Below are 23,494 nucleotides of genomic sequence, written 5' to 3' on the forward strand. Positions count from 1 at the left end.
CCCGACGAGCCCCCCGCCCTCCACCTCTCCTCCGTCACCTTCGCCTACGGCCCCGGCGCCGAACCCGTCGTGCGCGATCTCTCGCTCACCGTCCCCCGCGGCGGTCATCTGGCCGTTGTCGGGCCCAGTGGGATCGGGAAGTCGACGCTGGCCGGGCTCGTTGCCGGGATGCTGACGCCGGGGGAGGGGAGTGTTTGGGTGGATGGGCGGTCGGTGCGGGGGCAAGAGGCCGTTGCTCGGCGTGTGTTGATACCTCAAGAGGCGTACGTCTTCACCGGCTCCGTGCGGGAGAACCTGGCGTATCTGCGCGCGGACGCCGTGCCGGACGCCGAGCTCGCGGCGGCCACGCGGGCCGTCGGGTCCGACGCGCTCATCGAACGGCTCGGCGGGCTCGCGGCGTCGGTCGACCCGGCCGTGCTGTCCGCGGGCGAGCGCCAGCTCATGGCGCTGACCCGTGCTCATCTCTCGTACGCGCCGCTCGCCCTCCTCGACGAGGCCACCTGCCATCTCGACCCGGTGGCCGAGGCGCGCGCCGAGCGGGCGTTCGCGGCCCGCCCCGGCGGCACCCTCGTCGTCATCGCCCACCGCATCAGTTCGGCGCGGCGCGCGGACCGGATCCTGGTGATGGACGGGCCGCGCACCCTGTGCGGCAGCCATGCGGAACTCGTCGAGCGCTCGGAGCTCTACCGCGATCTTGCCGGGAACTGGGGTCCTGCGAACGGGATCAACGGGACTTCAGACCCAGCCCTCACCGCGCGAGATCCGGATCGCGTCGATCCTGTTGCGGGCCCCCGTCTTGCGGGTGATGGCGGCCATGTAGTTGCGCACCGTCCCGTTGGACAGATGCAGGCGGTGCGCTATCTCGGCGACGGGAGCGCCCCCGGCGGCGAGTGAGAGGACCATCAACTCCCGGTGCGTGAGCGGCATCTGAGCTGCCCTCAGGAAACCGTGGCCCAGTGAGTCGTCCACGAAACCCCGGCCCGCCGCCACCGTTCTTATCCCGGCGAGCAGCCGTTCGGGGCCGCTGCCCTTGTCCACGTAGCCGACCGCTCCGGCGTCCATGCTGCGGCGCAGCAGACCCGGCCGGTCTCCGCTGGCCAGGACGAGCACCGGGCAGCCCGGACCGCCGTTCACCGGCCGGGACAGCTCCTCGAAGGCGTCGGACGCGTACTCCGTCTCGCTGTCGGGGTCGACCACGCAGAGGTCGGGCCGCACCGAGCCGGTGCGCTCACGGGCGCTGTTCCACGGCGCATGGAACACCTCCAGGTCCGGCTCACGGGCGAGACGTTCCGCCAGGGCCGATCGCAGCAGACGAGCATCGTGCACGAGAAGTACCCGGATCACGTTCCGCCCCTCCAGCTTTGCCACGGTTCCGGCTGCTTCGTTCAGCACGTAAGCCATTCATAGTGGCGCCGGGGTCCGCACGGACGCGGAGAACTGGCCAAGCACGACGGGCGGGGGCTCGGGGGCGCATTTGCCAGGTGACAGTGCGCCCCCTGTGCCCCTTACGCGGGGCTCGAGGGCCCTTGCGCGGGGGCCTTCGGAGGGTGCGGTCTACGCCGCTTCCGGCGCCGTCAGGTCGATGAGACGGCACACCATCTCGATGTCGATCTTGACCTGGGCGATCGACGCCCGCCCCGACAGCCAGGTGATCAGGGCCGAGTGCCAGGTGTGCTCGATGACCCGGACCGCCGAGAGCTGCTCGGGGGTCGGGGCGTCCTCCAGGCCCATCGCGTCCAGGATGATCGCCGTGGTCAGCCGGGAGACCGTGTCCACCTCGGGGCTCACCGAACGGTCGGCGAAGGTCAGCGCACGCACCATCGCGTCGGCGAGGTGCGGCTCGCGCTGCAGGGCGCGGAAGGCCCGCATCAGCGTCTCGGCGACCCGCTCGGCCGGGGTCTCGCCGGCGGGCGGACGCTTCCGGATCGTCGTGTGCATGTGCTGCAGCTGGTCCTGCATGGTGGCGACCAGGAGATGCACCTTGGAGGGGAAGTAGCGGTACAGCGTGCCGAGCGCGACGCTGGAGGACTCGGCGACCTCGCGCATCTGCACCGCGTCGAAACCGCCCCTGCTGGCGAGCTGGGCGCTGGCGTGCAGGATGCGGCGGCGGCGCGCCTCCTGCCGTTCGGTCAGGGGCGGCGACGCCGGATCAGCCGCCGTGACGTCCACTGCTCTGGCTTCCGCTGTCATATGTCCCGTTGTTCCGTCGTCCCGTTCCAGCGAGGTCGCCGGTCAGCATGGCAGGACGTCCGCCGTGGCGCGAATCACCTGATCCGGGCCTTACAGCTCGGCTACCTGCCGGTAGATTCAGAGCTCGTTCAGCGATCATTCAACGATCAAGTCTGAAACTTGTTCTAGATTACCGTCCCGGCGTAACCTCGCGGACAACCGCAGGGAGAAGGGGGCCGAGAGTGACCGCTGAGGCCATGGAGGCGGGCCCCAGAGAGGGCTCCGACATCGACGGCGACCGTCCGTTGCGCATCGCTCTCCTCACGTACAAAGGGAACCCGTTCTGCGGGGGACAAGGCGTCTACGTACGTCATCTCTCGCGCGAGCTCGCCCGCCTCGGCCACAGTGTCGAAGTGATCGGCGCGCAGCCCTATCCCGTCCTTGACGAGGGCGAGGGCCTGGAGGGCCTCAGGCTCACCGAGCTGCCCAGCCTCGACCTCTACCGCTCGCCCGACCCCTTCCGCACGCCGAAGCGCGACGAGTACCGCGACTGGGTCGACGCGCTCGAAGTGGCGACGATGTGGACCGGCGGCTTCCCCGAGCCCGCCACCTTCAGCCTGCGTGCCCGCCGCCATCTGCGCGCCAGGCGGGGCGAGTTCGACGTCGTACACGACAACCAGACCCTCGGCTACGGCCTGTTGGGCGACCTGGGCGCACCGCTCGTCTCGACGATCCATCACCCCATCACCGTGGACCGCCAGTTGGAGCTGGACGCGGCGCCCGACTGGAAGCGCCGCGCGTCCGTGCGCCGCTGGTACGCGTTCACCCGCATGCAGAAGCGCGTCGCCCGTCGGCTGCCCTCCGTGCTCACCGTCTCCGGCACCTCGCGCCAGGAGATCGTCGACCACCTCGGCGTACGCCAGGACCGCATCAGCGTCGTCCACATCGGCGCCGACACGAACCTCTTCTCGCCGGACCCTTCCGTCCCCGAGGTGCCGGGCCGCATCGTGACGACGTCCAGCGCGGACGTCCCGCTCAAGGGCCTGATCCACCTCATCGAGGCGCTGGCCAAGGTCCGCACCGAGAACTCCGCAGCCCACCTCGTCGTCGTCGGCAAGCGCGCCGAGGACGGCCCGGTGGCCCAGGCGATCGAGCGGCACGGCCTCGAAGGCGCCGTCGAGTTCGTCAAGGGCATCACCGACGCCGAACTGGTCGACCTGGTCCGCTCGGCGCAGGTCGCGTGCGTGCCTTCTCTCTACGAGGGCTTCTCGCTCCCGGCGGCGGAGGCGATGGCGACCGCGACGCCGCTGCTCGCGACGACCGGCGGCGCGATCCCGGAGGTCGCGGGCCGGGACGGCGAGACGTGCCTCGCGGTGCCGCCGGGCGACCCCGGCGCCCTTGCCGACGGCCTGACCCGGCTGCTCGGCGACCGCGAACTGCGCGTCCGCCTGGGCGCGGCGGGCCGCGAGCGGGTGCTCGCCAACTTCACCTGGGCCCGCGCCGCCCAGGGCACCGCAGAGCTGTACCGCGCGGCGATCGCCCGCAACGCGGGTTTGCCATCCGGCCGCCGCCCCGCGGCCACCCCGACATACTCCGGGAGCCATCGCTGATGCTGACCGTCGACTTCACCCGCTTCCCGCTCGCCGCGGGCGACCGCGTACTCGATCTGGGCTGCGGCGCGGGCCGGCACGCCTTCGAGTGCTACCGGCGCGGCGCCCAGGTGGTGGCACTCGACCAGAACGGCGAGGAGATCCGCGAGGTCGCCAAGTGGTTCGCCGCGATGAAGGAGGCGGGCGAGGCACCGGCGGGCGCGACCGCCACCGCCATGGAGGGCGACGCGCTCAACCTCCCCTTCCCCGACGAGTCGTTCGACGTCGTGATCATCTCCGAGGTGATGGAGCACATCCCCGACGACAAGGGCGTACTGGCGGAGATGGTCCGGGTCCTGAAGCCCGGCGGCCGCATCGCCGTCACCGTCCCGCGCTACGGCCCCGAAAAGGTCTGCTGGGCGCTGTCGGACGCGTACCACGAGGTCGAGGGCGGCCACATCCGCATCTACAAGGCGGACGAACTGCTCGGCAGGATGCGGGAAGCGGGCCTCAAGCCGTACGGCACGCATCACGCGCACGCCCTGCACTCGCCGTACTGGTGGCTCAAGTGCGCCTTCGGCGTGGACAACGACAAGGCGCTGCCGGTGCGGGCGTACCACAAGCTCCTGGTCTGGGACATCATGAAGAAGCCCCTTGCCACGAAGGTGGCGGAGCAGCTGCTCAACCCGATCGTCGGCAAGAGCTTCGTGGCGTACGCGACCAAGCCGCACCTGCCGAAGACCGACGCGAAGACCGACGCGAAGACCGACGCGAAGACCGACGCGAAGACCGACGCGAAGACCGACGCGTGACGAGCCCGGAGCGGAAGGAGCACCTCGTCCTGCCCGGAGTCCTGACGGCCGATCAGGCCGCGCACACGGTACGCGGGATACTCGCCGTCCAGCGCGAGGACGGCGCGATCCCCTGGTTCCGCGGCCACCACCTGGACCCGTGGGACCACACCGAGGCCGCGATGGCGCTGGACGCGGCGGGCGAGCACGCGGCGGCGGCCCGCGCCTACGAGTGGCTGGCCCGGCACCAGAACCCGGACGGCTCCTGGTACGCGGCGTACGCCGACGGCGACCCGCACGACGTGACGGACCGGGGCCGCGAGACGAACTTCTGCGCGTACCTGTCGGTCGGCGTCTGGCACCACTACCTCTCGACGGGCGACGACACGTTCCTGGACCGCATGTGGCCCGCGGTGGTGGCGTCGGTGGAGTTCGTCCTCGCCCTCCAGCAGCCGGGCGGCGAGATCGGCTGGAAGCGCGAGCCGGACGGCACCCCGGTGAACGAGGCGCTCCTGACCGGCAGTTCATCGATCCACCAGGCGCTGCGCTGCGCCCTGGCGATCGCGGACGAGCGCGAAGAACCCCAACCCGACTGGGAGTTGGCGACGGGCGCACTCGCCCACGCGATCCACAGCCACCCCGAGCGGTTCCTGGACAAGGACCGCTACTCGATGGACTGGTACTACCCGATCCTGGGTGGCGCGCTGACGGGAGCGCGGGCCAAGTCCCGCATGGAGGCGGACTGGGACCGCTTCGTCGTCCCCGGCCTCGGCGTCCGCTGCGTCGTCCCCAACAACTGGGTGACGGGCGGCGAGAGTGCCGAACTGGCCCTCTCCCTCTGGGCGTTGGGCGAGTCGGACCGCGCCCTGGAGATCCTCAAGTCGATCCAGCACCTGCGCGACCCCGAGTCCGGCCTCTACTGGACGGGCTACGTCTTCGACGACAAGGCGATCTGGCCCCGCGAGCTGACGTCATGGACGGCGGGCTCGATCCTGCTCGCCGTGGCGGCGCTGGGCGGCGACGAGGCCACCTGCGCGGTGTTCTCGGGCGACCGGCTGCCGGTGGGTCTTGCCCCGGAGTGCTGCGGGGCTCCGGCCGGGGGTCAGTAGCGGCGCAGACGCCCCGCGATGGCGTGGCCTACGAGCACGTACACGAAGGCTGCGAGCCCATAGCCCGAGACGACCCGCGCCCAGGCCTCGTCGAACGTGAACAGGTCGTGAGACCAGCCCGCGAGCCAGCGGGCCACGTCGTGGACGAACCGGACGAGGTCGTTGGCGCGGTTGGCGTCGAGCAGATACATCAGGATCCAGAGCCCGAGGACGACGCCCATCACATCGGCGACGACGGCGATGATCTTCGCTGCTTGGCCGGTGGCTTGGGCGCGCCGGCCTGACATGTGTCGGGTGGACATGGGGGACGGGTACCGGGCGCGGGCCGCTTGAAACACGGTCTGCTTGAAACCCGTACGGGCCCGCTCGGGTGGCGGCCCCCGCCGGCGGGGGTGAGGCTGCCGGGAGAGCCGTCGCCCCTCCGGGAGGTCCCGTGTCCCCGTCGCCCACCGCTCTGCGCAGGTCCCTCGTCGTACGCAGGTCCCTTGTCGTACCGACCCTGTGCTGCGCGCTGCTCGCGGGCACGACGGCGTGCGGCGGCGACGAGGACGCGTCGGCGGCACCCTCCGGTACGAGCTCGGCGGAGCGGCAGAAGTTCGCGAAGACGCGGTTCGTCGCGAACGCGGGGATCGCGGCGGGGGCGACGTACCAGTGGATCGTGAAGCCGTATCGCGCGGGGAAGTTCAAGAGCGGCGCCGATGGCCGGAAGGTGGCGCTGGTCAAGGCGGGCCTTGCCGGGACGCTCGCCTACAACCGCCTGAAGGCGGCGACGAAGAACGCGCAGGGGGATCCGACCCTTGCACGTGCGGTGGCGCCGCTGACGGCGGGGATCGACGCGCTGAAGGGCCTCCCGTCGAAGCTCCGCAAGGGCGACTCGACGGACTCGGTGGTCAGCTCCTTCGACGGGGTCATCAACTCGGTGAAGGACGCAGGGAAGGGTGCCGGCGTCGAGGTCACCAATCGGGTGCCGTCGGCGGCGGAGCTGGCGCGGGGGTGAGGCGGGGGTTCGTGCGCGGGAGGCGGTTGACTCGCGAGGGGGCAGCGGATCATGTTCCGCTGCCCCCAATCACTCATCCCTGGGGGCACTTCTTTGACGAGCCCTCATAGCCCGTCACGCTGTTCGAAGACACCCAACCCTTGGTCTGGGTGCCGTTGATGCGCCCGTAGTACCACGTGTTGCCGTTGAAATTGTTCACATAGCACCAGACGAAGAACCTCTGGCCCTTAGCGAAGACTCCTTTCGAATCGCAGTCCGCATAGGGGTCCCTCCGGAGAGTTGTGTTCTTGTTGAAGTAGAAGGAGGCGCTGGAGTTATTTGCTACAACTTCCGGGAAACCGCACGGTGCAGCAGCATTGGCGCTGGTTGCACTGAAACCCATGAGGGATATCCCCAGGGTCGCACCAACCGTCAGTAGTGACGCAGCGCGCCTCTTGAATCCCATATGACCTCTCCCGGTAAAATGTCTGACTCGTACACGACAAGTGCAATGGCTTCGTGATCATACGTCCAGGAGGGCGTACTGAGCCCGCTGTATGGCTTAAAGGTGACCTATGGGCAGTCCTGTTGGGATGCTCCTGCGGATATCGCCATGCGGGGTCGGATCGTCTTCTGGGCGGGTAATGGGCGTCGCCGCAAGGGCATTGCCAAGCTGCATGGCGTGTCGCCGGCGACGCTGGATCGCTGGAAGGGCGCGCTTGGTAAGTGCACTTGCGCGCATGACGCCGCCGGATGGAGCAAGGCCTTCGCACTCGTCCGTACGGGAGGTGGCGAAGTGTCTGAAGCGGGTGGAGAACGCCACGGCGCCCTGGCAGTACATCTCCCGGATCTGGCGAGAGGGGATCCTGAAGCTGCACTGCAGCCCTTCAGGACTTCGAAGGATCCCGCCTTCGCGAAAAAGGTGGCTCAAAATGACATGGACAGGATCGCGAGACACTAGCCATTGAGCTCGGCAAGCACCCGCAACGTATGCGGATCAGGCGCCAGCACCAACAGATCCGTCACCGGGCCCTTGCGCCACAACTCAAGCCGCTCGGCGATCCGCTCCCGAGGTCCCACCAGTGAGATCTCATCGGCAAATGCGTCCGGCACCGCAAGGACCGCCTCCTCCCGTCGCCCCGCGAGAAACAGCTCCTGAATCCTCCGCGCCTCGCTCTCGTACCCCATCCGCGCCATCAGATCTGCATGGAAGTTCCGCGCGGAGTGCCCCATCCCTCCGATGTAAAACCCCAGCATCGCCTTGACCGGAAGCAAGCCCTCCGTCACGTCGTCGCACACCTTGGCCCGCGCCATCGGTGCGACCATGAATCCGTCCGGCGCCTCCGCCAGCGACGCCTCGTACACATCCGTCCGCATCGGCGACCAGTACAGCGGCAGCCACCCGTCCGCGATCCGTGTCGTCTGGGCGATGTTCTTCGGCCCCTCCGCGCCAAGGAGCACCGGCAGTTCGGCCCGCAGGGGATGCGTGATCGGCTTGAGAGCCTTGCCGAGACCGGTCCCGTCATCTCCCCGGTAGGGGTGCGCGTGGAAGCGGCCGTCCAGGGCCACCGGCCCCTCCCGCCGCAGGACTTGGCGGATGACGTCCACGTACTCCCGCGTCGCCGTCAGCGGCGACTTCGGGAACGGCCGCCCGTACCACCCCTCCACCACCTGCGGACCGGAGAGCCCGAGCCCGAGCATCATCCGGCCGCCGGAGAGGTGGTCGAGGGTCAGTGCGTGCATCGCGGTCGTGACCGGCGACCGCGCCGCCATCTGCACAACAGCCGTACCCAGTTTGATCCGTGAGGTCTGCGCCGCGATCCACGTCAGCGGCGTGAACGCGTCCGAGCCCCAGGCCTCGGCTGTCCACACGGAGTCGTATCCGAGCCGCTCGGCCTCCTGGGCGAGCGCGACATGATCCGGGTCGGGGCCGCGCCCCCAGTAGCCGAGTGCTAGTCCGAGCCGCATATCCCGATCCTCTCTGACACCTGACGAACCGTCAGCCCTCCGCCGGGTGGTGGCGACTGTACGACAACGGCCCCCCGCCCGGAAGGGCGAGGGGCCGTTGCGCTGCAACGTGCGTGGACTCAGCCGCGCTGGATGCCCGTGGTGTCCTGTAGCACGCCACGACGGCCGTCCTGCGTCTGGGCAACCAGGCCGGGACCGCGCTGCTCGACTGCCAAGTACCAGGTGCCGGGCGCCAGTTCGGCGATCGGCGTCGGCGAGCCGTCCTCCGCGTACAGTGGACGCGGAGCCGGCACGGCGAACCAGTACGGCGAGAAGTCACCGGCGGGCTGCGCCTGTGCGGGCGGCGTCTGCTGCTGAGGCTGACCCGGCTGGGCGCCGTAGGGCTGCTGACCCTGCTGCGGCTGGGCGCCGTACGGCTGACCCTGCTGCGGCTGGCCCTGAGCACCGGGGTAGCCGTAACCACCCTGCGGCTGGCCGCCGTAGGGCTGGGGTGCGGCGGGGCGCGGGGCGCCCATCAGCGGGGCCTTGAGGGCCGGGACCAGGGCGGTCGCGACCGCCGCGGCGGCAAGAACCAGGGCGGCGATCAGGCCGAGGATGAGGCCGATGCCGGCGTCGGGCCCGCCGCTGCCGCTGCCCAGGAAGAAGCCGTAGGACTGGTCGGCGTCGAAGATGGCGCCGATCGAGCTCCATGCGGCAGCGATCGCGAAGCCGACACCGAGCTGTCCAAGGTCGAGGCCCGCGACCTTGCGCGGCTGCGGCAATGCACGGCCCACGACGATGAGGGCGGCAGCGAAGAGGCCGAGCAGGTACACGCTCAGCAGCAGGTTGCCGTTCTCCCAGGCGTTGGGAAGCTTGTCGCTGTCGCCGCCGTCGGCGTCAAGCGTGTCGAGGAACGAGGCGATAAAGAGCAACGCCGCTGCTCCGATCACCACGCCGTCGCCTCGAGTGAGGGAGCGGAAATTCACTTCAGGTCCTTCGTCAGTCGTCTCGTCATTGGAGGCGTCGCTGTCGTCGTAGTCGCGGTCGTGTCGCGGTGCGCGAAGCGCGGGGGTGGCCCCTCATCGTACGGAGGACATTATCGTCTGGACGGGTGGGGTGTCTGCTCGGGATAAAGACCTTCACGAGATGAAGATCTTCCAGTTGCCGCGCTGTGACGTGACTCTCTGTCGCGCCGGGTTCAGAGCGCCACCAGATCGATGACGTTGATGACCACGTGCCGGTTGGATACGACGTAGGTGATGAAGCCCCCGTTGAACGCAGCCGACCAGCTGTTGTCCCGGTTGCTCATCGCGGGCGGACCGAACGGATTGAGGATGAGCCGCTTCTCTAAGTCTTCCAGTGACGCGCGCTGCGGACCGGCCAGCCCCGCCTTGCGTTGCGCTGCCCGGTCCGCGTACCTGATCGAGTAGGAGCTCACCTGCGCCTCCCTGCGTTGACGGGGTTGTTGTCAGCGTCGTAGGCGTTGCCCTCCGCGTCGCGGAAGACCAACCCGTCGGTGTCGCCTTCCGCCATGCGCTTGACGGTGTGCTCCACCTCATCCAGATAGCCAGGCGTGGCGCAGGCGCAGGCGAAGGGGAACCACTTGTCGAGTACGCCGTCCAGCGCCGTGTGATCGAAGTCCGCTGCCGCGCTGAGCCAGTCCTGTTCGAACCCTTGCAGCCAGTCGGGTCGCCGCTGGAGCGCCGCGCGCATGGCTTCTGGAGTTCTCTCGCAGGCGTGCGGGTCGACTTCGTGGACCATGAGCGCGGGCCTCCGGCAGGTGGTGGGGGCGTGGACAGAGGGAAGTCCACCGTACGGGGCGGCGTGTGCGGGCCACAGGAGGAAGGGAGCCTTGCGCCTCGCCTGAACGACTGTGACCGTCCCTGGAGAAACGATCACCGGATCTGACCCGGCTTGGACACGGGGCGCAGTCCGGCAGGCGGAACGTCGCCTGGACGATGGGCAGTCCGTCCCGGCTCGCGGTCTGCCGCTAGTAGCGGCCTTCTTGCCGTTGGGGCAGGTGAACCGGTCGGTGTCGCAGACCTCGGTGAAGTGGGCTTTGTAGCCGCGTCATGCCATCCCGCGTTTGATGCTGTAGCCAGCGTTGGGCGTCGTAGGGGCTGCCGATCGACGCCGAACCGGGCGGCAGCTCATGAGTATCCCGCCAGGTGGTCTTGTCGCGGTCCTGGCGCCGGCACTGCTGCACCCAGACCTGCCGCAGCACCCGCAGGGCGGGAACCTCCCGGAGCCAGCCGGGCGCGCGATCGGCGTAGACCGCGTCCAGCAGCCGGTAGCCGTCGTCTCCCACGGTGGGCGCGAGTGTGGCGCTGCTTCCCGCCCGGGCCAAGCAACTGATGCGGTCCCGGTGACCAGCCAGCTGCGGAACTCGCTCAGCACCGAGGCATTGAACCCGGCATCAGTCAGCTCCAGTGACAGGCAGTACTTCCAGTCCAGTCTTCCGCGCACGGCGTCAGCGGCCACAGAGGCATCAGGGATCACTTCGCCGGATCCCTGCACCTCATTTCCACTCTCACGGTCCCGCAGAGACGTGAACGAGTCAGGCCGACATGCGAATTGGCCAGCGGGGTCGATACAAGGGGAGCTTCATCGCAGCACTTCGCCCCGCCGATCAAGCGACCGACAGGGCGAAGTAGAAGGGCCCACTCAACGAGATTAGCCAAGAGGTTCGTAAGCTGACGGAGACTCATGAACGATCGAGGCTAAGGAGCGAAGCGACCCATCAGGAGGTCCAGATGGGTCGCTTCGTGTGGCTGAGCGAGCGCAGGTGTTTGTGGCCTGCGACCGAATCAGCTCTTTGTGAACTTGTAGCAGACCCCGATCGGCTTGTAGGCCTTCTTGTTCTTGGCGACGAGCTTGTGCTTGTACGGGTTGTAGACGTTGTACACGTCGAACATCTTCCCTGAGTACCTCGTGTAGGCCTTGAGGACGCCGTACTTGCCTCGGGGGACTTCCTTGGATCCGCTTACTGTGATGCTGCGGGACTTCGTAACATCCCAACCGACCGCCGCGGTAAGGGCCTTGTAGTTGATGCTGAGACTCTTGGAGAAGGTGCTGCTCAGAGACCTGGTCTCATCTATGCGCAGGGTCATTGGCCCTCGGCCGGATGCCTCCGCAATCACTTTCTTGCCGCATTTTCCACCGATGGACTTGACGTGCTTCGGCCTGTACCAGTAGCTGTAGCTCAACCCAGCTGCCTGAACCTCTGAGGCGCGGCTGTGGCCAACTGGCGCATCGGGCACTGCTTGCGCTGTGCTGCTCGCGCCTGCAAGGCACGCGGTCATGGCGGCGAGTATGACGCCACCTCGCTGAATGATCTGGGTCTTCACGCATCCCCCTACGCCCGGTTCGTCGGGCTTCAATCGCTTCGGTCGAGAGGAGCCAATCACATGCGTGTATGTGGCAGCATTGAAGTTGAGGTGGATCTGAGCATGCCATTTGGTGGCCGTAGACGGATACGCACGCTGGGGAGTGGCTGGGCAGGGACGAGTCGGTAGCAGTGCGCCTATGGCGTGCCTGGTTCGCTGGCGGCTACGAGTTCAGGAAGGTTGTGATGCCGTCCGAGATCCCCTGCGCCGCCTTCTGCCGCCACGCGCCGCTGGTCAGCAGTGCCTCGTCCTTGGCGTCCCGCATATTGCCGCACTCGATGAACACCTTGGGAACCTTCGAGAGGTTGAGGCCGCCCAGATCCTTGCGTACGTCGAGTCCCGTGCCGTCGCCGATGTAGTTGGAGGGGGCGCTGCCCGTCGCGCTCACGAACTTGCCCGCGATGCGTTCGCCCAGGTCGCGGGAGGGGGCGACGATCGCTGTGGTGTCCGCGGCGCCCGACTTCACCGATGCGGGGAGGATCACATGGAAGCCGCGGTTGCCCGCCGCCGAGCCGTCGGCGTGGACGGAGACGACGGCGTCCGCTTCCGCTTCGTTGCCGATGCGGGCTCGCTCGTCGACGCACGGGCCCCAGGGGCGGTCGGCGTCCTGGGTGAACTTGACGGTGGCGCCCTGCTTCTCGAGGAGAGTGCGCAGGCGGTGCGAGACGTCGAGGGTGAACTGAGCCTCGGTGTAACCGTTGTTGGTCGACGTGCCCGTCGTGTCGCATTCCTTGCGGTTCGTCCCGATGTTCACCAGGCGGTTGATCTCCGCCGTGTGCTTGGCGTTTCCCGGATTGTGGCCGGGGTCGATCACGACGACCTTGCCCTTGAGGGGGCCGGACGCGGCGGGACGGCCGCTCGTCTTGGACGGCTTCGCCGGCTTTGAGGTGCTCGGGTCGCCGCCCTCCTTGCCGTCGTCCTTGTCACCCGCGCCGTCCTTCTCGGACGTTGACGGGGAGGGCTCGGTGGAGGACGAGCCCTGCGCCGACTGGCTCGACGCGGGGAGGGTTCTCGGCGGCTCGCTGCCGCCGGGCCCGCTCGTGGCCTCGTAAATGAGCCACCCCGCAAGGCACGTCGGCACCAGCGCGGCGAGCGTCACGGTGAGCGGGCCGCCGCTGAAACGGCGGGGCGGGCGTGGGGGATGACTGTCCGGACCTACGTACGACACGACTGTGACTCTAACGGTGGGGTCAGATCCCCGCTCCCGTTCGTCGCAGGACGCGCAGCGAGTCCGTTGCCGAGACCTCGGTGAACGCGCCGGACTCCAGTGCCCTGAGGTAGACGCGGTACGGGGCCTGGCCGGTCATGATGTCCACCGGGTCCGGGAAGACGTCGTGGATCAGGAGGAGGCCGCCCTGCGCGACGTGCGGCGCCCATCCCTCGTAGTCGGCCGTGGCGTGCTCGTCCGTGTGGCCGCCGTCGATGAAGACCAGGCCGAGCGGCCCGCCCCACGCCTTCGCCACCTGCGGCGAGCGCCCCACCATCGCGATCACGTGCTCCTCCAGGCCCGCGCGGTGCAGCGTGCGGCGGAAGGTCGGGAGCGTGTCCATCCGCCCCACCTCAGGGTCGACCGTCTCCGGGTCGTGGTACTCCCAGCCCGGCTGCTGCTCCTCGCTGCCGCGGTGGTGGTCGACCGTGATCGCCGTGACGCCCGCCTCGCGTGCGGCGTCCGCGAGCAGGATCGTGGAGCGTCCGCAGTACGTGCCGACCTCCAGGAGCGGAAGGCCGAGCTCCGCGGCCTCGGTCGCCGCGGCGTACAGGGCGAGGCCCTCGTCGGCCGGCATGAAGCCCTTGGCCGCCTCGAAGGCGGCCAGGATCTCCGGCTTGGGCTGCGCGGCGGCGGCCATGGGGTTCCTCCCGGTCGTAAGGATCGTCAGGTCGTAAAGGTCGTCAGGTCGTGAAGATCGAAAATGCGGTGGGGTTCCTCTGGGGGCCGCCCTATGCTGCCGCATGGCCCGGCCGTTCAGGGAGGCGGGGCCGTCCACCAGGCCATGCGGAAGGCAGCAGCGCCCATGAATCTCGTCCCGGCCGATCCGACGGTGCTGCACCCGTTCCCGGACCAGCCCCGTGTCGTGCTCCTGAAGCCGCTGGTGAAGTCTGAGTTGATCGAGGTCGGGGAGTACTCGTACTACGACGACCCGGAGCACGCCACCGAGTTCGAGACGCGCAACGTCCTCTATCACTACGGGCCCGAGAAGCTCCGCATCGGGAAGTTCTGTGCGTTCGGGACGGGGGTGCGGTTCATCATGAACGGCGCCAACCACCGGATGGACGGGCCGTCCACCTTCCCCTTCCCCATCATGGGCGGCGCCTGGGCCGAGCACTTCGATCTGATCAGCGGGCTGCCGGGGCGGGGTGACACCGTCGTCGGGCATGACGTCTGGTTCGGGTACGACGTGATGGTGATGCCGGGTGTGCGGATCGGGCACGGTGCGGTGATCGCTTCCGGGTCCGTCGTCGTGGACGACGTTCCCGATTACGGGGTCGTCGGGGGCAATCCCGCCAAGCTGATCCGTACGCGGTACAGCGAGTCCGAAGTGGAGCGGCTGCTTGCGGTGGCGTGGTGGGACTGGCCCGCGGAGCACCTCACGGAGCATGTCCGGACCGTCATGTCCGGCACGATCGACGACTTGGAGAAGGCCGCCCCGCAGGGCTGATCACCGGTTCAGCCCGCGGGGTCCGCCCTACGCAGGCACGTCGCTGCTGCCCGGCAGCAGAAGGTCGACCTCCACCGCAGCCCGGTCATCCCCCTGATACGCCGCCGCCGAAGCCAGCGGCGCATGCCCCGCCGCCGTCGCCGCGAGGACGTAGGAGCCGTCGGAAGGGACGGAGAGCGCGTAGCGGCCGGTCTCGTCCGTCAGGGCCGCGCCCGCCTGCCGCCCCCGGCGGTCGATCAGCGTGACCTTGGCGCGCGCGACCGGCGCCCCGGCGGGGCTCAGGACCCGGCCGTGGAAGCCGGCCAGCGCCTCCTCCGCGGCCCGCAGATTCGCGTCCTCCTCGCTGCTCGCCCGCAGCTGCGGCTTGGCGGAAGAGCGGCGGGCGGAGGGGAGGAAGAGGGCGAGCAGCAGGCCGAGGGCGACCGCGCCCGTGGCGATGAGGAACGACGTGCGGAAGCCGTCCATCGTCGGGATGGCCACACCGCCCACGTGGTTCGCCGTGTTGGCCAGGACCATGCCGATGACGGCGCTCGACACCGACGTACCGATCGAGCGCATCAGGGTGTTGAGGCCGTTCGCCGCGCCCGTCTCCGACGGGTCGACCGCGCCGATGATCAGCGCCGGGAGCGAGGAGTACGCGAGGCCGATGCCCGCGCCGACGACCACCGAGATGAGAATCGTCTGCCAGGCCGCGCTCATCAGGCCGAGGCCCGCCCCGTAGCCGATCGCGATGATCAGCATGCCGAGGATGAGGGTCACCTTCGGGCCGTACTTCGCCGACAGGCGGGCGTAGACCGGGGCCGTGAACATCATCGTCAGGCCGAGCGGCGCCACGCACAGGCCCGCGACGACCATGGACTGGCCGAGGCCGTAGCCGGTCGAGGTCGGGAGCTGGAGCAGCTGCGGGAGGACGAGAGAGATCGCGTAGAAGGCGACACCGACCATGATCGACGCCAGGTTGGTCAGGAGCACCTCGCGCCGGGCCGTCGTGCGCAGGTCCACCAGCGGGGCCTTCAGGCGCAGTTCCATCACGCCCCACAGGACCAGGACGACCGCCGCAGCCGCGAACAGGCCGAGCGTCGTGCCCGAGGACCAGCCCCAGTCGCTGCCCTTGGTGATGGGGAGCAGGAAGAGGACGAGGCCCGCGGAGAGGCCGATCGCGCCGAGCACGTCGAAGGTGCCCTCCGCCTTCACGGAGCTCTCGGGCACGAAGAGGACGGTGAGGAGCATGGAGACGACGCCGAGTCCCGCGGCGCCGAAGAACAGGGCGTGCCAGTCGGTGTGCTGCGCGGTCAGCGCGGCCAGCGGCAGGGCGAGGCCGCCGCCGACGCCGATGGAGGAGCTCATCAGGGCCATCGCGGAGCCGAGCTTCTCGCGGGGCAGCTCGTCGCGCATCAGGCCGATGCCGAGCGGGATGGCGCCCATCGCGAAGCCCTGGAGGGCACGGCCGATGATCATGATGATGAGGTCGTCGGTGAAACCGCTGATCAGGGAGCCCACGACCATCACGGCCAGGCTCGTCAGGAGCATGCGGCGCTTGCCGTAGAGGTCACCGAGGCGGCCCATGATCGGGGTCGAGACGGCGCCGGCGAGCAGGGTCGATGTCAGGACCCAGGTGGCGTTCGACGGGGTGGTGCTCAGCAGGGCGGGCAGGTCCTTGATGACCGGCACCAGGAGCGTCTGCATCACCGCGACGACGATGCCTGCGAAGGCGAGTACGGGGACGACTCCGCGGGTGCCGCGTTGTGGGGTCGTCGTCGACTGCGTCATTACGTGGGGCCTCCGGGGGCGGTGCAAATACTGGCAGGGGTACGTGCAGAACGAACCTGTTTCCTGGGGCGACTATTCCGATGCATGTCGTACGAGGGGAAGTCTTGACCCGCTGTTGACCGGCCGATTGAGCGGGGCCCTCGGGTGCCGGTCAAGCGGGCCCGTATCTGACCTTCCGTCAGATTGAACCTTCCGTTGGATTGAAACGTGTTCTAGTCTGACGCCGTCCCGGAAGCTGCTACCGGCGAGGATGCGCATGGGGATCGGAATCACGCAGGAACAGCGGGAGTTGGCGGACGCGGCGCGCGGCTGGATCGCCCGCGCCGTACCGCCCGAGGAGATACGCAAGCTGCTCGACGCGCCGTCTGGAGCAGGGGGCAGGCCCGCCTACTGGGACGGCCTCGCGGAGCAAGGGCTGCTCGCCGTGCATCTGCCCGAGGAGTGCGGGGGCGGGGGCGGCGGGCTCGTCGACCTCGCCGTCGTCCTGGAGGAGGCGGGCCGTGCCGCGCTGCCGGGGCCGTACCTCGCCAGCGCCCTCGCGTCGGTCGTGCTGCACCGGGCGGGCGCCCGGGAGCAGGCCGCCGAGCTGGCGTCCGGCGCGCGGATCGGCGCCGTCGCACCGGGCCCCGGCACGCTGACCGCGGTGTCCGTGCCCGACGGCTACGTACTGGACGGGACCGCGCCGCCGGTGCTCGGCGGAGCCGACGCCGACCTGCTGATCCTGGCCGCCGAATCGGCGCGCGGAACGCTGTGGCTCGCCGTCGACGCGGCCGCGCTGAACGTACGTACCCAGGAAAGCACCGATCCGACGCGGCCCACCGCCGAGGTGACCGCGGACGGCATCGAGGTCCCCGCGGGGCGGGTGCTCGACGTCGATTCGGCGCTCGTGCGGGACCTGGCGTGTGTCGTGTACGCGGCCGACGCGTGCGGCGTCGCGGCGTGGGCCCTGGAGACCGCCGCCGGGTACGCCAAGGTGCGCGAGCAGTTCGGGCGGCCGATCGGGCGGTTCCAGGCCGTCAAGCATCTCTGCGCCGACATGCTGGTGCGGGTCGAGCAGGCGCGGGCCCTGGTGTGGGACGCGGCGCGAGCCGCGGGCGAGCCGGAGGAGGACGTGCGGGGGCTCGTCTCCGCGCTCGCCGCAGGGACGGCCCTGGACGCCGCCTACTCCTGCGCCAAGGACTGCGTCCAGATCCTCGGCGGCATCGGCTTCACCTGGGAGCACGACGCCCATCTGTATCTGCGCCGCGCGGTCGTGGCCCGGCAGCTCATCGGCACCGGCGACGCCCACCGGCTGCGGGCGGTGCGGCTCGCGGAGGGCGGTGTGCGACGGGAGCTGCGGACCGAGCTGCCTGCTGAGGCGGCGGCGTACCGGGAGCGGGCGCGCGAGGCCGTCGCCCCGGCGCGCGGACTCGACCCGGCGGCCGCCCGCAAGGCCCTCGCACCGACCGGCTACGCGGCGCCGCACCTGCCCGAGCCGCACGGCCTGGGCGCTGGCCCGGTGCAACAGCTCGCCGTCCAGCAGGAGTTGGCCGAGGCCGGGGTCGGGCTCAGTGAGCTCGGCATCGCCACCTGGGTGGTGCCCTCGCTCATCGCGTACGGCACCCCGGAGCAGCGGGAGCGGTATCTGCCGCCCACGCTGCGCGGCGAGCTGCTCTGGTGCCAGCTGTTCAGCGAGCCGGAGGCGGGCTCGGACCTGGCCGCGCTGCGGACGCGGGCCGAGCGCGTCGAGGACGGCTGGCTGATCAACGGCCAGAAGGTGTGGACGAGCGCCGCGCAGTGGGCGGACTTCGGGATCCTCCTGGCCCGCACGGACCCGGACGCCCCCAAGCACAAGGGCCTGACGTACTTCCTCATCGACATGAAGCGGGCGTCGGGCATCGACATCCGCCCCCTGAAGGAGATCACCGGGGACTCCCTCTTCAACGAGGTCTACTTCGACGACGTCCTGCTGCCCGCCGACGCGGTCGTCGGCGAGGTGAACGACGGATGGCGCGTCGCGCGGCACACGCTGGGCAGCGAACGCGTCCACATGGCCGACCAGTTGACCTTCGACACGGGGCTCGAAGCGCTCATCGTGCGCGCCGGTGAGCTCGACGGGGCGCAGCGCGCGCGGATCGGCGCGCTCGCCGCCGAGGCGCACGCCCTCGCCTGTATCGGCCTGCGCACCACGATGCGGCAGGTGGCGGGCGCGGAACCGGGGGCCGGTGCCTCCGTCCGCAAGCTGGTGCAGACCCCGCACCAGCAGAAGGTGGCCGAGCTCGCACTCGAACTCCTGGGCCCTGCGGGTGCGTTGCGGGAGGGGGCCGGGGAGCGGGCGCTGCACGGCTTCCTGATGTCGCGCTGCCTGACCATCGCGGGCGGGACCACGCAGGTGCAGCTGAACGTCGTCGCCGAGCGGATCCTCGGCCTACCGCGTGACTGAGAGGGAGACATGAAGGCGTACATCGTCGGCGTAGGCATGACCAAGTTCGAGAAGCCCGAGACGCGGGACTGGCAGTACTGGGACATGGCGAAGGAGGCCGGCACCAAGGCCCTCGACGACGCCGGGATCTCGTACGAGGACGTGGAGCAGGTCCCCGTCGGGTACTGCTTCCAGGCCTCGACGGCCGGGCAGCGGGCCGCGTACGAACTGGGCCTGACCGGCGTCCCCGTCTACAACGTGAACAACAACTGCGCGACGGCGTCGACGGCGCTGATGATGGCGCGGCAGTTCGTCGAGGGCGGCATCAACGACTGCGTCCTTGCGCTCGGCTTCGAGAAGATGGCGCGCGGAGCACTGGGGGGAGGGAGTGACGGGGGTGCCCGCGGCGGAGCCGCCAATGGATTCGGCACAACATCTCCCGTCGCCCGTCATTACGGCGTGATGGCGGCGCGGCACGGTTTCGAGATGACCCCGCCCACCGCCCAGATCTTCGGCAACGCGGCCCGCGAGCACATGGAGAAGTACGGCACGACGGCCGCGCAGCTCGCGGCGGTCGGCGCCAAGAACCACCGGCACTCGGTGAACAATCCGTACGCCCAGTTCCAGGACGCGTACACGGTCGACGAGATCCTCGCCGCCAAGACGATCCACCACCCGCTCACCAAACTGCAGTGCTCGCCGACCTCGGACGGTTCGGCCGCGGCCGTGGTCGCCTCCGAGCGGTTCGTGGAGCGGCACGGACTCGAGGACCGGGCCGTGGAGATCGCCGCGCAGTCGATGACGACCGACACGGGGGAGTCCTTCGACTCGGGGTCGTGCATCGGCGTCGTGGGGCAGCCGATGTCGCGGGCCGCCGCGCGCGACGCGTACGACAAGGCGGGCATCGGCATCGAGGACGTCGACGTGATCGAGCTGCACGACTGCTTCTCGATCAATGAGCTCCTTACGTACGAGGCGCTGGGCATGTGCGCGGCGGGGGAGTCCGGCAAGCTCGTCGAGAGCGGCGCGACCACGTACGGCGGCCGCTGGGTCGTGAACCCGTCGGGCGGGCTGATCTCCAAGGGGCATCCGCTCGGCGCGACGGGGATCGCCCAAGTCGCGGAACTCACCTGGCAGTTGAGGGGGCGGGCGGAGAAACGCCAGGTGGCGGGCGCGCGGGTGGGGATGGCGCACAACATCGGGCTCGGCGGCGCGGCGGTGGTGACGCTGCTGCGGCGGTAGTCGCAGGAAGGCCCAGGAAGGCCCAGGAAGGCCCAGGAAGGCGCAGGAAGACCTAGTCCTCTTGTCCCAGGGGCCGTGCAGCGAATTTCCGATGCACACGGCGCCCGGCGCTTGAGAGGATGCGTGTCATGGTCAAGACGCCCGCCACCCCTTACGTGACCAACACCGAGACCGACACCGCCCCGCCGAAGAAATCCGCACCGGTGTGGGCGGTCCTTCTCGCCGCCTGCGCGGGCCAGTTCCTGGTCGTCCTCGACGTGTCCGTGGTGAACACCGCGCTGCCCTCGATGCGGGCCGACCTCGGCATGAGCGCGTTCGGACTCCAATGGGTCGTCAACGCCTACTCCATAGCCTTCGCGGGGTTCATGCTGCTCGGCGGCCGGGCCGGTGATCTCTTCGGGCGCAAGCGGATGTTCCTCGTCGGGCTCGGCCTGTTCACCGCCGCCTCGCTCGGCGGCGGACTCGCGCAGGCCGAGTGGCAGCTCCTCGCGGCGCGGGCCGTGCAGGGCCTGGGCGCCGCGATCCTCGCCCCGTCGACCCTGACGATCCTCACATCGGCCGTGCCCGCGGGCCCGGCTCGGGTGCGGGCGATCGGCATCTGGTCGGCGGTCGGCGCGGGCGGCGGCGCGGCGGGCAGCCTGGTCGGCGGGCTCCTCACCGACCTGCTCTCCTGGCGCTGGGTGCTCCTGATCAACGTACCGACCGGCGCCCTCGTGATCGTCGCGGGCCTGGCCTGGCTCACCGAGAGCAGGGCCGGGCAGGCGCGCCGACTCGACGTGCCGGGCGCGGTGCTCGTGACCGGCGGGCTCGCCACGCTCGCGTACGGGATCGTGCAGACCGAGGAGAAGGGCTGGACGGCGGCGGCGACCCTGGTGCCGCTGGCCGCCGGGCTCGCGCTGCTCGCGGCCTTCCTGGTGGTGGAGTCGCGTACGAAGGTGCCGCTGATGCCGCTCAAGCTGTTCCGGGTGCGGTCGGTGTCGGCCGCGAACGCCGCGATGTTCGTGTGCGGCGGCGGCATGTTCGCCATGTGGATGTTCATGACCCTGTACGCCCAGAACGTCCTCGGCTACTCCCCGCTGAAGGCGGGCCTCGCCATCGTCCCGTCCTCCCTCACCGTCGTCGTCGGCTCGATGCTGGCGCCGCGCCTGATGCCGGTGCTCGGCCCGAAGAACGTCTCCGTGCTCGGCATCGTGGTGGCCGCAGCGGGCTTCGGCTGGCAGTCGACGATGACCGTCGACGGCGCGTACGCCACCTCGATCCTGCTGCCCGGCATCGTGATGATGCTCGGCGCGGGCCTCGCCACGCCACCGCTCGCCTCGCTCGCCACGTCCGGCGCGCAGCCGGGCGACGCGGGACTCGTCTCCGGCCTGGTCAACACCTCCCGCACGATGGGCGGCGCGCTCGGCCTCGCGGTGCTCTCCACGGTGGCGGCCGCGCGGACGGGCGGCTCGACGTCCCCGCAGGCGCTGACCGACGGATACGCGACGGCGTTCCGCACCAGCGGGTTCATCCTCCTCGCGGGCGTGGTGGTGCTGCTCCTGTGGATGCCGCGGCAGCGGGCTTCCGAGGACTGAGGTGCCCGGGGGCCCGTTACAGCCAGCCCCGCTGCCGGGCCTCCCGCACCGCCTCCATCCGGTTCCGCGTCCCCGTCTTCCCGATCGCCGCGGAGAGATAGTTCCGCACGGTCGACTCCGACAGACGCAGCTTCTGCGCGATGTCGGCGACCGTCGCCCCGTCCACCGAAGCCTTCAGTACGTCCGCCTCCCGCCCGGTCAGCGGACTGGGCCCCGCGCTCAGCGCCGCCGCGGCAAGCGCGGGGTCGATCACCGTCTCGCCCCGCAGCACCTGACGGATCGCCTCCGCGAGCTCCTCCACCGGACCGTCCTTCACCAGGAACCCCGCGGCCCCCGCCTCCATGGCCCGCCGCAGATAGCCGGGCCGGCCGAAGGTCGTCAGGATCAGCACCCGGCACTCGGGGCACTCGTCGCGCAGATCCGCCGCCGCCTCGAGCCCGCTGCGGCCCGGCAGTTCGATGTCGAGCAGCGCCACGTCGGGGCGGGAGTTCAGCGCCGCCGACACGATCTCGTCGCCCGCACCCACCTGCGCCACGACCTCGATGTCCTCCTCCATGCCGAGCAGCAGGGCGAGCGCGCCCCGCATCATGCCCTGGTCCTCGGCGAGCAGGACTCTGATCATGGGGTGCGCTCCTCGGGGACGGTGCTCAACTCGGTGACCGGCAGCATCGCGGTGACCCGGAAGCCGCCCTGCGGCGCGGGTCCCGACTCCAGGGAGCCGCCCGCCACCGCCAGGCGTTCGGCCAGGCCCTTCAGCCCGCTGCCGGGCGCGCCCGAGCCTACGCCGCGGCCGTCGTCGGCGATCAGCAGCCGGGTCCGTTCGGCGGTGCCCGCGACCTCGATCTCGCAGTGGGCCGCGCGGGAGTGGCGTACGACGTTGGTGGCGCACTCGCGGACGACCCAGCCGAGCAGCGCCGCCGTCTGCGGGGCGAGCGGCGGCCCCGACTGGCGTACGACCGCCTCGATGCCCGCCGCCTCCAGGAGATCGCGGGCCCGGTCGAGCTCCGTGGCGAGGCTGCCCTCGCGGTAGCCGGTGACCGCCTCGCGGATCTCGGTCAGGGCCTGGCGGCCGACGGACTCGATGTCGGAGACCTGGCCGAGCGCCGCGTCCAGGTCGCGAGGGGCAAGGCGGCGGGTGGCCTCCGCCTTCACCACGATCACCGAGAGGGTGTGGCCGAGCAGGTCGTGCAGATCGCGGGAGAAGCGAAGACGTTCCTTCTCGACGGCGCTGCGGGCCAACTCCTCACGGGTGGACCGGAGTTCCTTCACCGTCTCGGAGAGGGCGAGGATCGCCGCCGTGACCATGACGGAGATGAACGTCCCGTACGCGATGCCCGCCGCGTCCCAGCCGTCCCGCAGCCCGCCGACGACGGCCGCCGCGACGCTCAGGGTGATCCCCGCGGGAGCGAGCCGCCTGCCGCGCAGGACCGCGCCGGTCGCGAGGCCGAGCAGCGGGAAGAACATCAGCCAGCTGCCGCCGTAGCCGATGGCGAGGGCCAAGGTGACCGCGGTCAGCGCGAGCAGGCTGTACGTCGTCACGCGCGCCTCCCGGGACTGCTTGTGGAAGGCCCGGAACACCACGTTGATGTAGAGGGAGTTGAAGACCAGCAGGCCGAGGCCGCCGATCCAGGGGTTGCCGGCCTTGCCCTGGATGACGTTGGAGAAGGAGCCCATGCCCATCAGGAGCCAGGGCAGCATCGCGAAGCCGTTGGGCGGACCCAGGTCGTCGGGATCGCTCCGGCCGGACTTCTCCTTCGCCCGCATCTCGGAGAGCTGCGCCCTGGCACCGGCCGTCCAGCGGGCGATGCGGCGCCCGAACTCCTGGCGCCGGGCGCTCTTCCCGGATATCGCTGACATGACCTCTCCTGTCGCGCCGTGGCGCC

General features: G+C 70.0%; 23 protein-coding genes and 2 pseudogenes. 9 read left to right on the forward strand and 16 right to left on the reverse strand.

What is annotated here, in order from left to right; all coding sequences use genetic code 11:
- Positions 1 to 894 (forward strand): ABC transporter ATP-binding protein (locus E2651_RS17900; RefSeq protein WP_135332159.1); only part of this gene is annotated, 894 nt, incomplete at its 5' end.
- Here E2651_RS17900 and E2651_RS17905 read toward each other — a convergent pair.
- Positions 820 to 1,401, reverse strand: a pseudogene (locus E2651_RS17905) (response regulator transcription factor); the annotation flags it as partial. The gene E2651_RS17900 and the pseudogene E2651_RS17905 sit on opposite strands and share 75 nt — an antisense overlap.
- A gap of 153 nt (positions 1,402 to 1,554) precedes the next feature.
- Positions 1,555 to 2,190: a TetR family transcriptional regulator gene (locus E2651_RS17910; RefSeq protein ID WP_135332161.1), complete on the reverse strand. Its 636-nt coding sequence runs from the start codon at positions 2,188 to 2,190 to the stop codon at positions 1,555 to 1,557.
- Between the two features lie 221 nt (positions 2,191 to 2,411).
- Here E2651_RS17910 and E2651_RS17915 point away from each other — a divergent pair, with 221 nt between their 5' ends.
- The 3 genes from E2651_RS17915 to E2651_RS17925 are packed head-to-tail and all read left to right on the forward strand — an operon-like array spanning position 2,412 to position 5,658.
- Positions 2,412 to 3,779 carry a glycosyltransferase family 4 protein gene (locus tag E2651_RS17915; protein ID WP_135332162.1) on the forward strand — a complete coding sequence of 456 codons (1,368 nt, stop codon included), beginning with the start codon at positions 2,412 to 2,414 and terminating at the stop codon, positions 3,777 to 3,779.
- Positions 3,779 to 4,570, forward strand: a complete 792-nt coding sequence (locus E2651_RS17920) for a class I SAM-dependent methyltransferase (protein ID WP_135332163.1) — start codon at positions 3,779 to 3,781, stop codon at positions 4,568 to 4,570. The genes E2651_RS17915 and E2651_RS17920 overlap by 1 nt, the downstream gene beginning before the upstream one ends.
- Positions 4,567 to 5,658, forward strand: a complete 1,092-nt coding sequence (locus E2651_RS17925) for a prenyltransferase (RefSeq protein ID WP_135332164.1) — start codon at positions 4,567 to 4,569, stop codon at positions 5,656 to 5,658. The genes E2651_RS17920 and E2651_RS17925 overlap by 4 nt, the downstream gene beginning before the upstream one ends.
- Here E2651_RS17925 and E2651_RS17930 read toward each other — a convergent pair.
- Entirely contained in the window at positions 5,652 to 5,960 is a 309-nt protein-coding gene (locus tag E2651_RS17930; RefSeq protein ID WP_245238945.1) for a hypothetical protein, read from the reverse strand. The genes E2651_RS17925 and E2651_RS17930 overlap by 7 nt on opposite strands.
- 152 nt (positions 5,961 to 6,112) lie before the next feature.
- Between E2651_RS17930 and E2651_RS17935 the strand changes: the two genes are divergently transcribed.
- Complete coding sequence (locus E2651_RS17935; protein ID WP_135332186.1) at positions 6,113 to 6,655, forward strand: hypothetical protein; 543 nt, start codon at positions 6,113 to 6,115, stop codon at positions 6,653 to 6,655.
- 73 nt (positions 6,656 to 6,728) lie between these two features.
- Here the strand turns inward: E2651_RS17935 and E2651_RS17940 are convergent, their stop codons facing one another.
- The 10 genes and pseudogenes from E2651_RS17940 to E2651_RS17980 form a co-directional block, all read right to left on the reverse strand.
- Positions 6,729 to 7,100, reverse strand: a complete 372-nt coding sequence (locus E2651_RS17940; protein WP_135332165.1) for a hypothetical protein — start codon at positions 7,098 to 7,100, stop codon at positions 6,729 to 6,731.
- Between the two features lie 491 nt (positions 7,101 to 7,591).
- Positions 7,592 to 8,602: an LLM class F420-dependent oxidoreductase gene (locus E2651_RS17945; RefSeq protein ID WP_135332166.1), complete on the reverse strand. Its 1,011-nt coding sequence runs from the start codon at positions 8,600 to 8,602 to the stop codon at positions 7,592 to 7,594.
- Positions 8,603 to 8,721: 119 nt separating this feature from the next.
- Entirely contained in the window at positions 8,722 to 9,567 is an 846-nt protein-coding gene (locus tag E2651_RS17950; protein ID WP_135332167.1) for a hypothetical protein, read from the reverse strand.
- Positions 9,568 to 9,779: 212 nt separating this feature from the next.
- Positions 9,780 to 10,019 (reverse strand): hypothetical protein, encoded by a 240-nt coding sequence (locus E2651_RS17955; RefSeq protein ID WP_135332168.1) that lies wholly within the window; start codon positions 10,017 to 10,019, stop codon positions 9,780 to 9,782.
- Positions 10,016 to 10,342, reverse strand: a complete 327-nt coding sequence (locus E2651_RS17960) for a DUF6247 family protein (RefSeq protein ID WP_135332169.1) — start codon at positions 10,340 to 10,342, stop codon at positions 10,016 to 10,018. Before E2651_RS17960 ends, E2651_RS17955 begins: the two co-directional genes overlap by 4 nt.
- A 229-nt stretch (positions 10,343 to 10,571) precedes the next feature.
- Positions 10,572 to 10,889, reverse strand: coding sequence for a hypothetical protein (locus E2651_RS43960; protein WP_167828817.1), 318 nt, complete (start codon positions 10,887 to 10,889; stop codon positions 10,572 to 10,574).
- Positions 10,890 to 10,948: 59 nt separating this feature from the next.
- A pseudogene (locus tag E2651_RS17965) lies at positions 10,949 to 11,059 on the reverse strand (transposase); the annotation flags it as partial.
- 329 nt (positions 11,060 to 11,388) lie between these two features.
- Complete coding sequence (locus tag E2651_RS17970) at positions 11,389 to 11,928, reverse strand: hypothetical protein (RefSeq protein WP_135332170.1); 540 nt, start codon at positions 11,926 to 11,928, stop codon at positions 11,389 to 11,391.
- Between the two features lie 202 nt (positions 11,929 to 12,130).
- Positions 12,131 to 13,135 (reverse strand): N-acetylmuramoyl-L-alanine amidase, encoded by a 1,005-nt coding sequence (locus tag E2651_RS17975; protein WP_135332171.1) that lies wholly within the window; start codon positions 13,133 to 13,135, stop codon positions 12,131 to 12,133.
- A gap of 22 nt (positions 13,136 to 13,157) precedes the next feature.
- Positions 13,158 to 13,814 (reverse strand): class I SAM-dependent methyltransferase, encoded by a 657-nt coding sequence (locus E2651_RS17980; RefSeq protein WP_135332172.1) that lies wholly within the window; start codon positions 13,812 to 13,814, stop codon positions 13,158 to 13,160.
- 165 nt (positions 13,815 to 13,979) lie between these two features.
- On the opposite strand from E2651_RS17980, the gene E2651_RS17985 reads away from it, so the two are divergent.
- Positions 13,980 to 14,624: a CatB-related O-acetyltransferase gene (locus E2651_RS17985; protein WP_135332173.1), complete on the forward strand. Its 645-nt coding sequence runs from the start codon at positions 13,980 to 13,982 to the stop codon at positions 14,622 to 14,624.
- 27 nt (positions 14,625 to 14,651) lie between these two features.
- On the opposite strand, the gene E2651_RS17990 is transcribed toward E2651_RS17985, so the two are convergent.
- Positions 14,652 to 16,394 carry an MFS transporter gene (locus E2651_RS17990; RefSeq protein ID WP_135332174.1) on the reverse strand — a complete coding sequence of 581 codons (1,743 nt, stop codon included), beginning with the start codon at positions 16,392 to 16,394 and terminating at the stop codon, positions 14,652 to 14,654.
- Between the two features lie 256 nt (positions 16,395 to 16,650).
- On the opposite strand from E2651_RS17990, the gene E2651_RS17995 reads away from it, so the two are divergent.
- From E2651_RS17995 to E2651_RS18005, 3 genes are all read left to right on the forward strand, one after another.
- Complete coding sequence (locus E2651_RS17995; protein ID WP_135332175.1) at positions 16,651 to 18,816, forward strand: acyl-CoA dehydrogenase; 2,166 nt, start codon at positions 16,651 to 16,653, stop codon at positions 18,814 to 18,816.
- 9 nt (positions 18,817 to 18,825) lie between these two features.
- A complete protein-coding gene (locus E2651_RS18000; RefSeq protein ID WP_135332176.1) occupies positions 18,826 to 20,037 on the forward strand; it encodes a lipid-transfer protein in 1,212 nt (403 codons plus the stop codon).
- 128 nt (positions 20,038 to 20,165) lie between these two features.
- Positions 20,166 to 21,611 carry an MFS transporter gene (locus E2651_RS18005; RefSeq protein WP_135332177.1) on the forward strand — a complete coding sequence of 482 codons (1,446 nt, stop codon included), beginning with the start codon at positions 20,166 to 20,168 and terminating at the stop codon, positions 21,609 to 21,611.
- 16 nt (positions 21,612 to 21,627) lie between these two features.
- Here the strand turns inward: E2651_RS18005 and E2651_RS18010 are convergent, their stop codons facing one another.
- Positions 21,628 to 22,233 carry a response regulator transcription factor gene (locus tag E2651_RS18010; RefSeq protein ID WP_135332178.1) on the reverse strand — a complete coding sequence of 202 codons (606 nt, stop codon included), beginning with the start codon at positions 22,231 to 22,233 and terminating at the stop codon, positions 21,628 to 21,630.
- Positions 22,230 to 23,375 carry a sensor histidine kinase gene (locus E2651_RS18015; RefSeq protein ID WP_245238949.1) on the reverse strand — a complete coding sequence of 382 codons (1,146 nt, stop codon included), beginning with the start codon at positions 23,373 to 23,375 and terminating at the stop codon, positions 22,230 to 22,232. Before E2651_RS18015 ends, E2651_RS18010 begins: the two co-directional genes overlap by 4 nt.
- Positions 23,376 to 23,494: the final 119 nt, after the last annotated feature.

The organism is Streptomyces sp. MZ04 (genome assembly GCF_004684775.1).
In the GTDB taxonomy this organism is placed as follows: domain Bacteria; phylum Actinomycetota; class Actinomycetes; order Streptomycetales; family Streptomycetaceae; genus Streptomyces.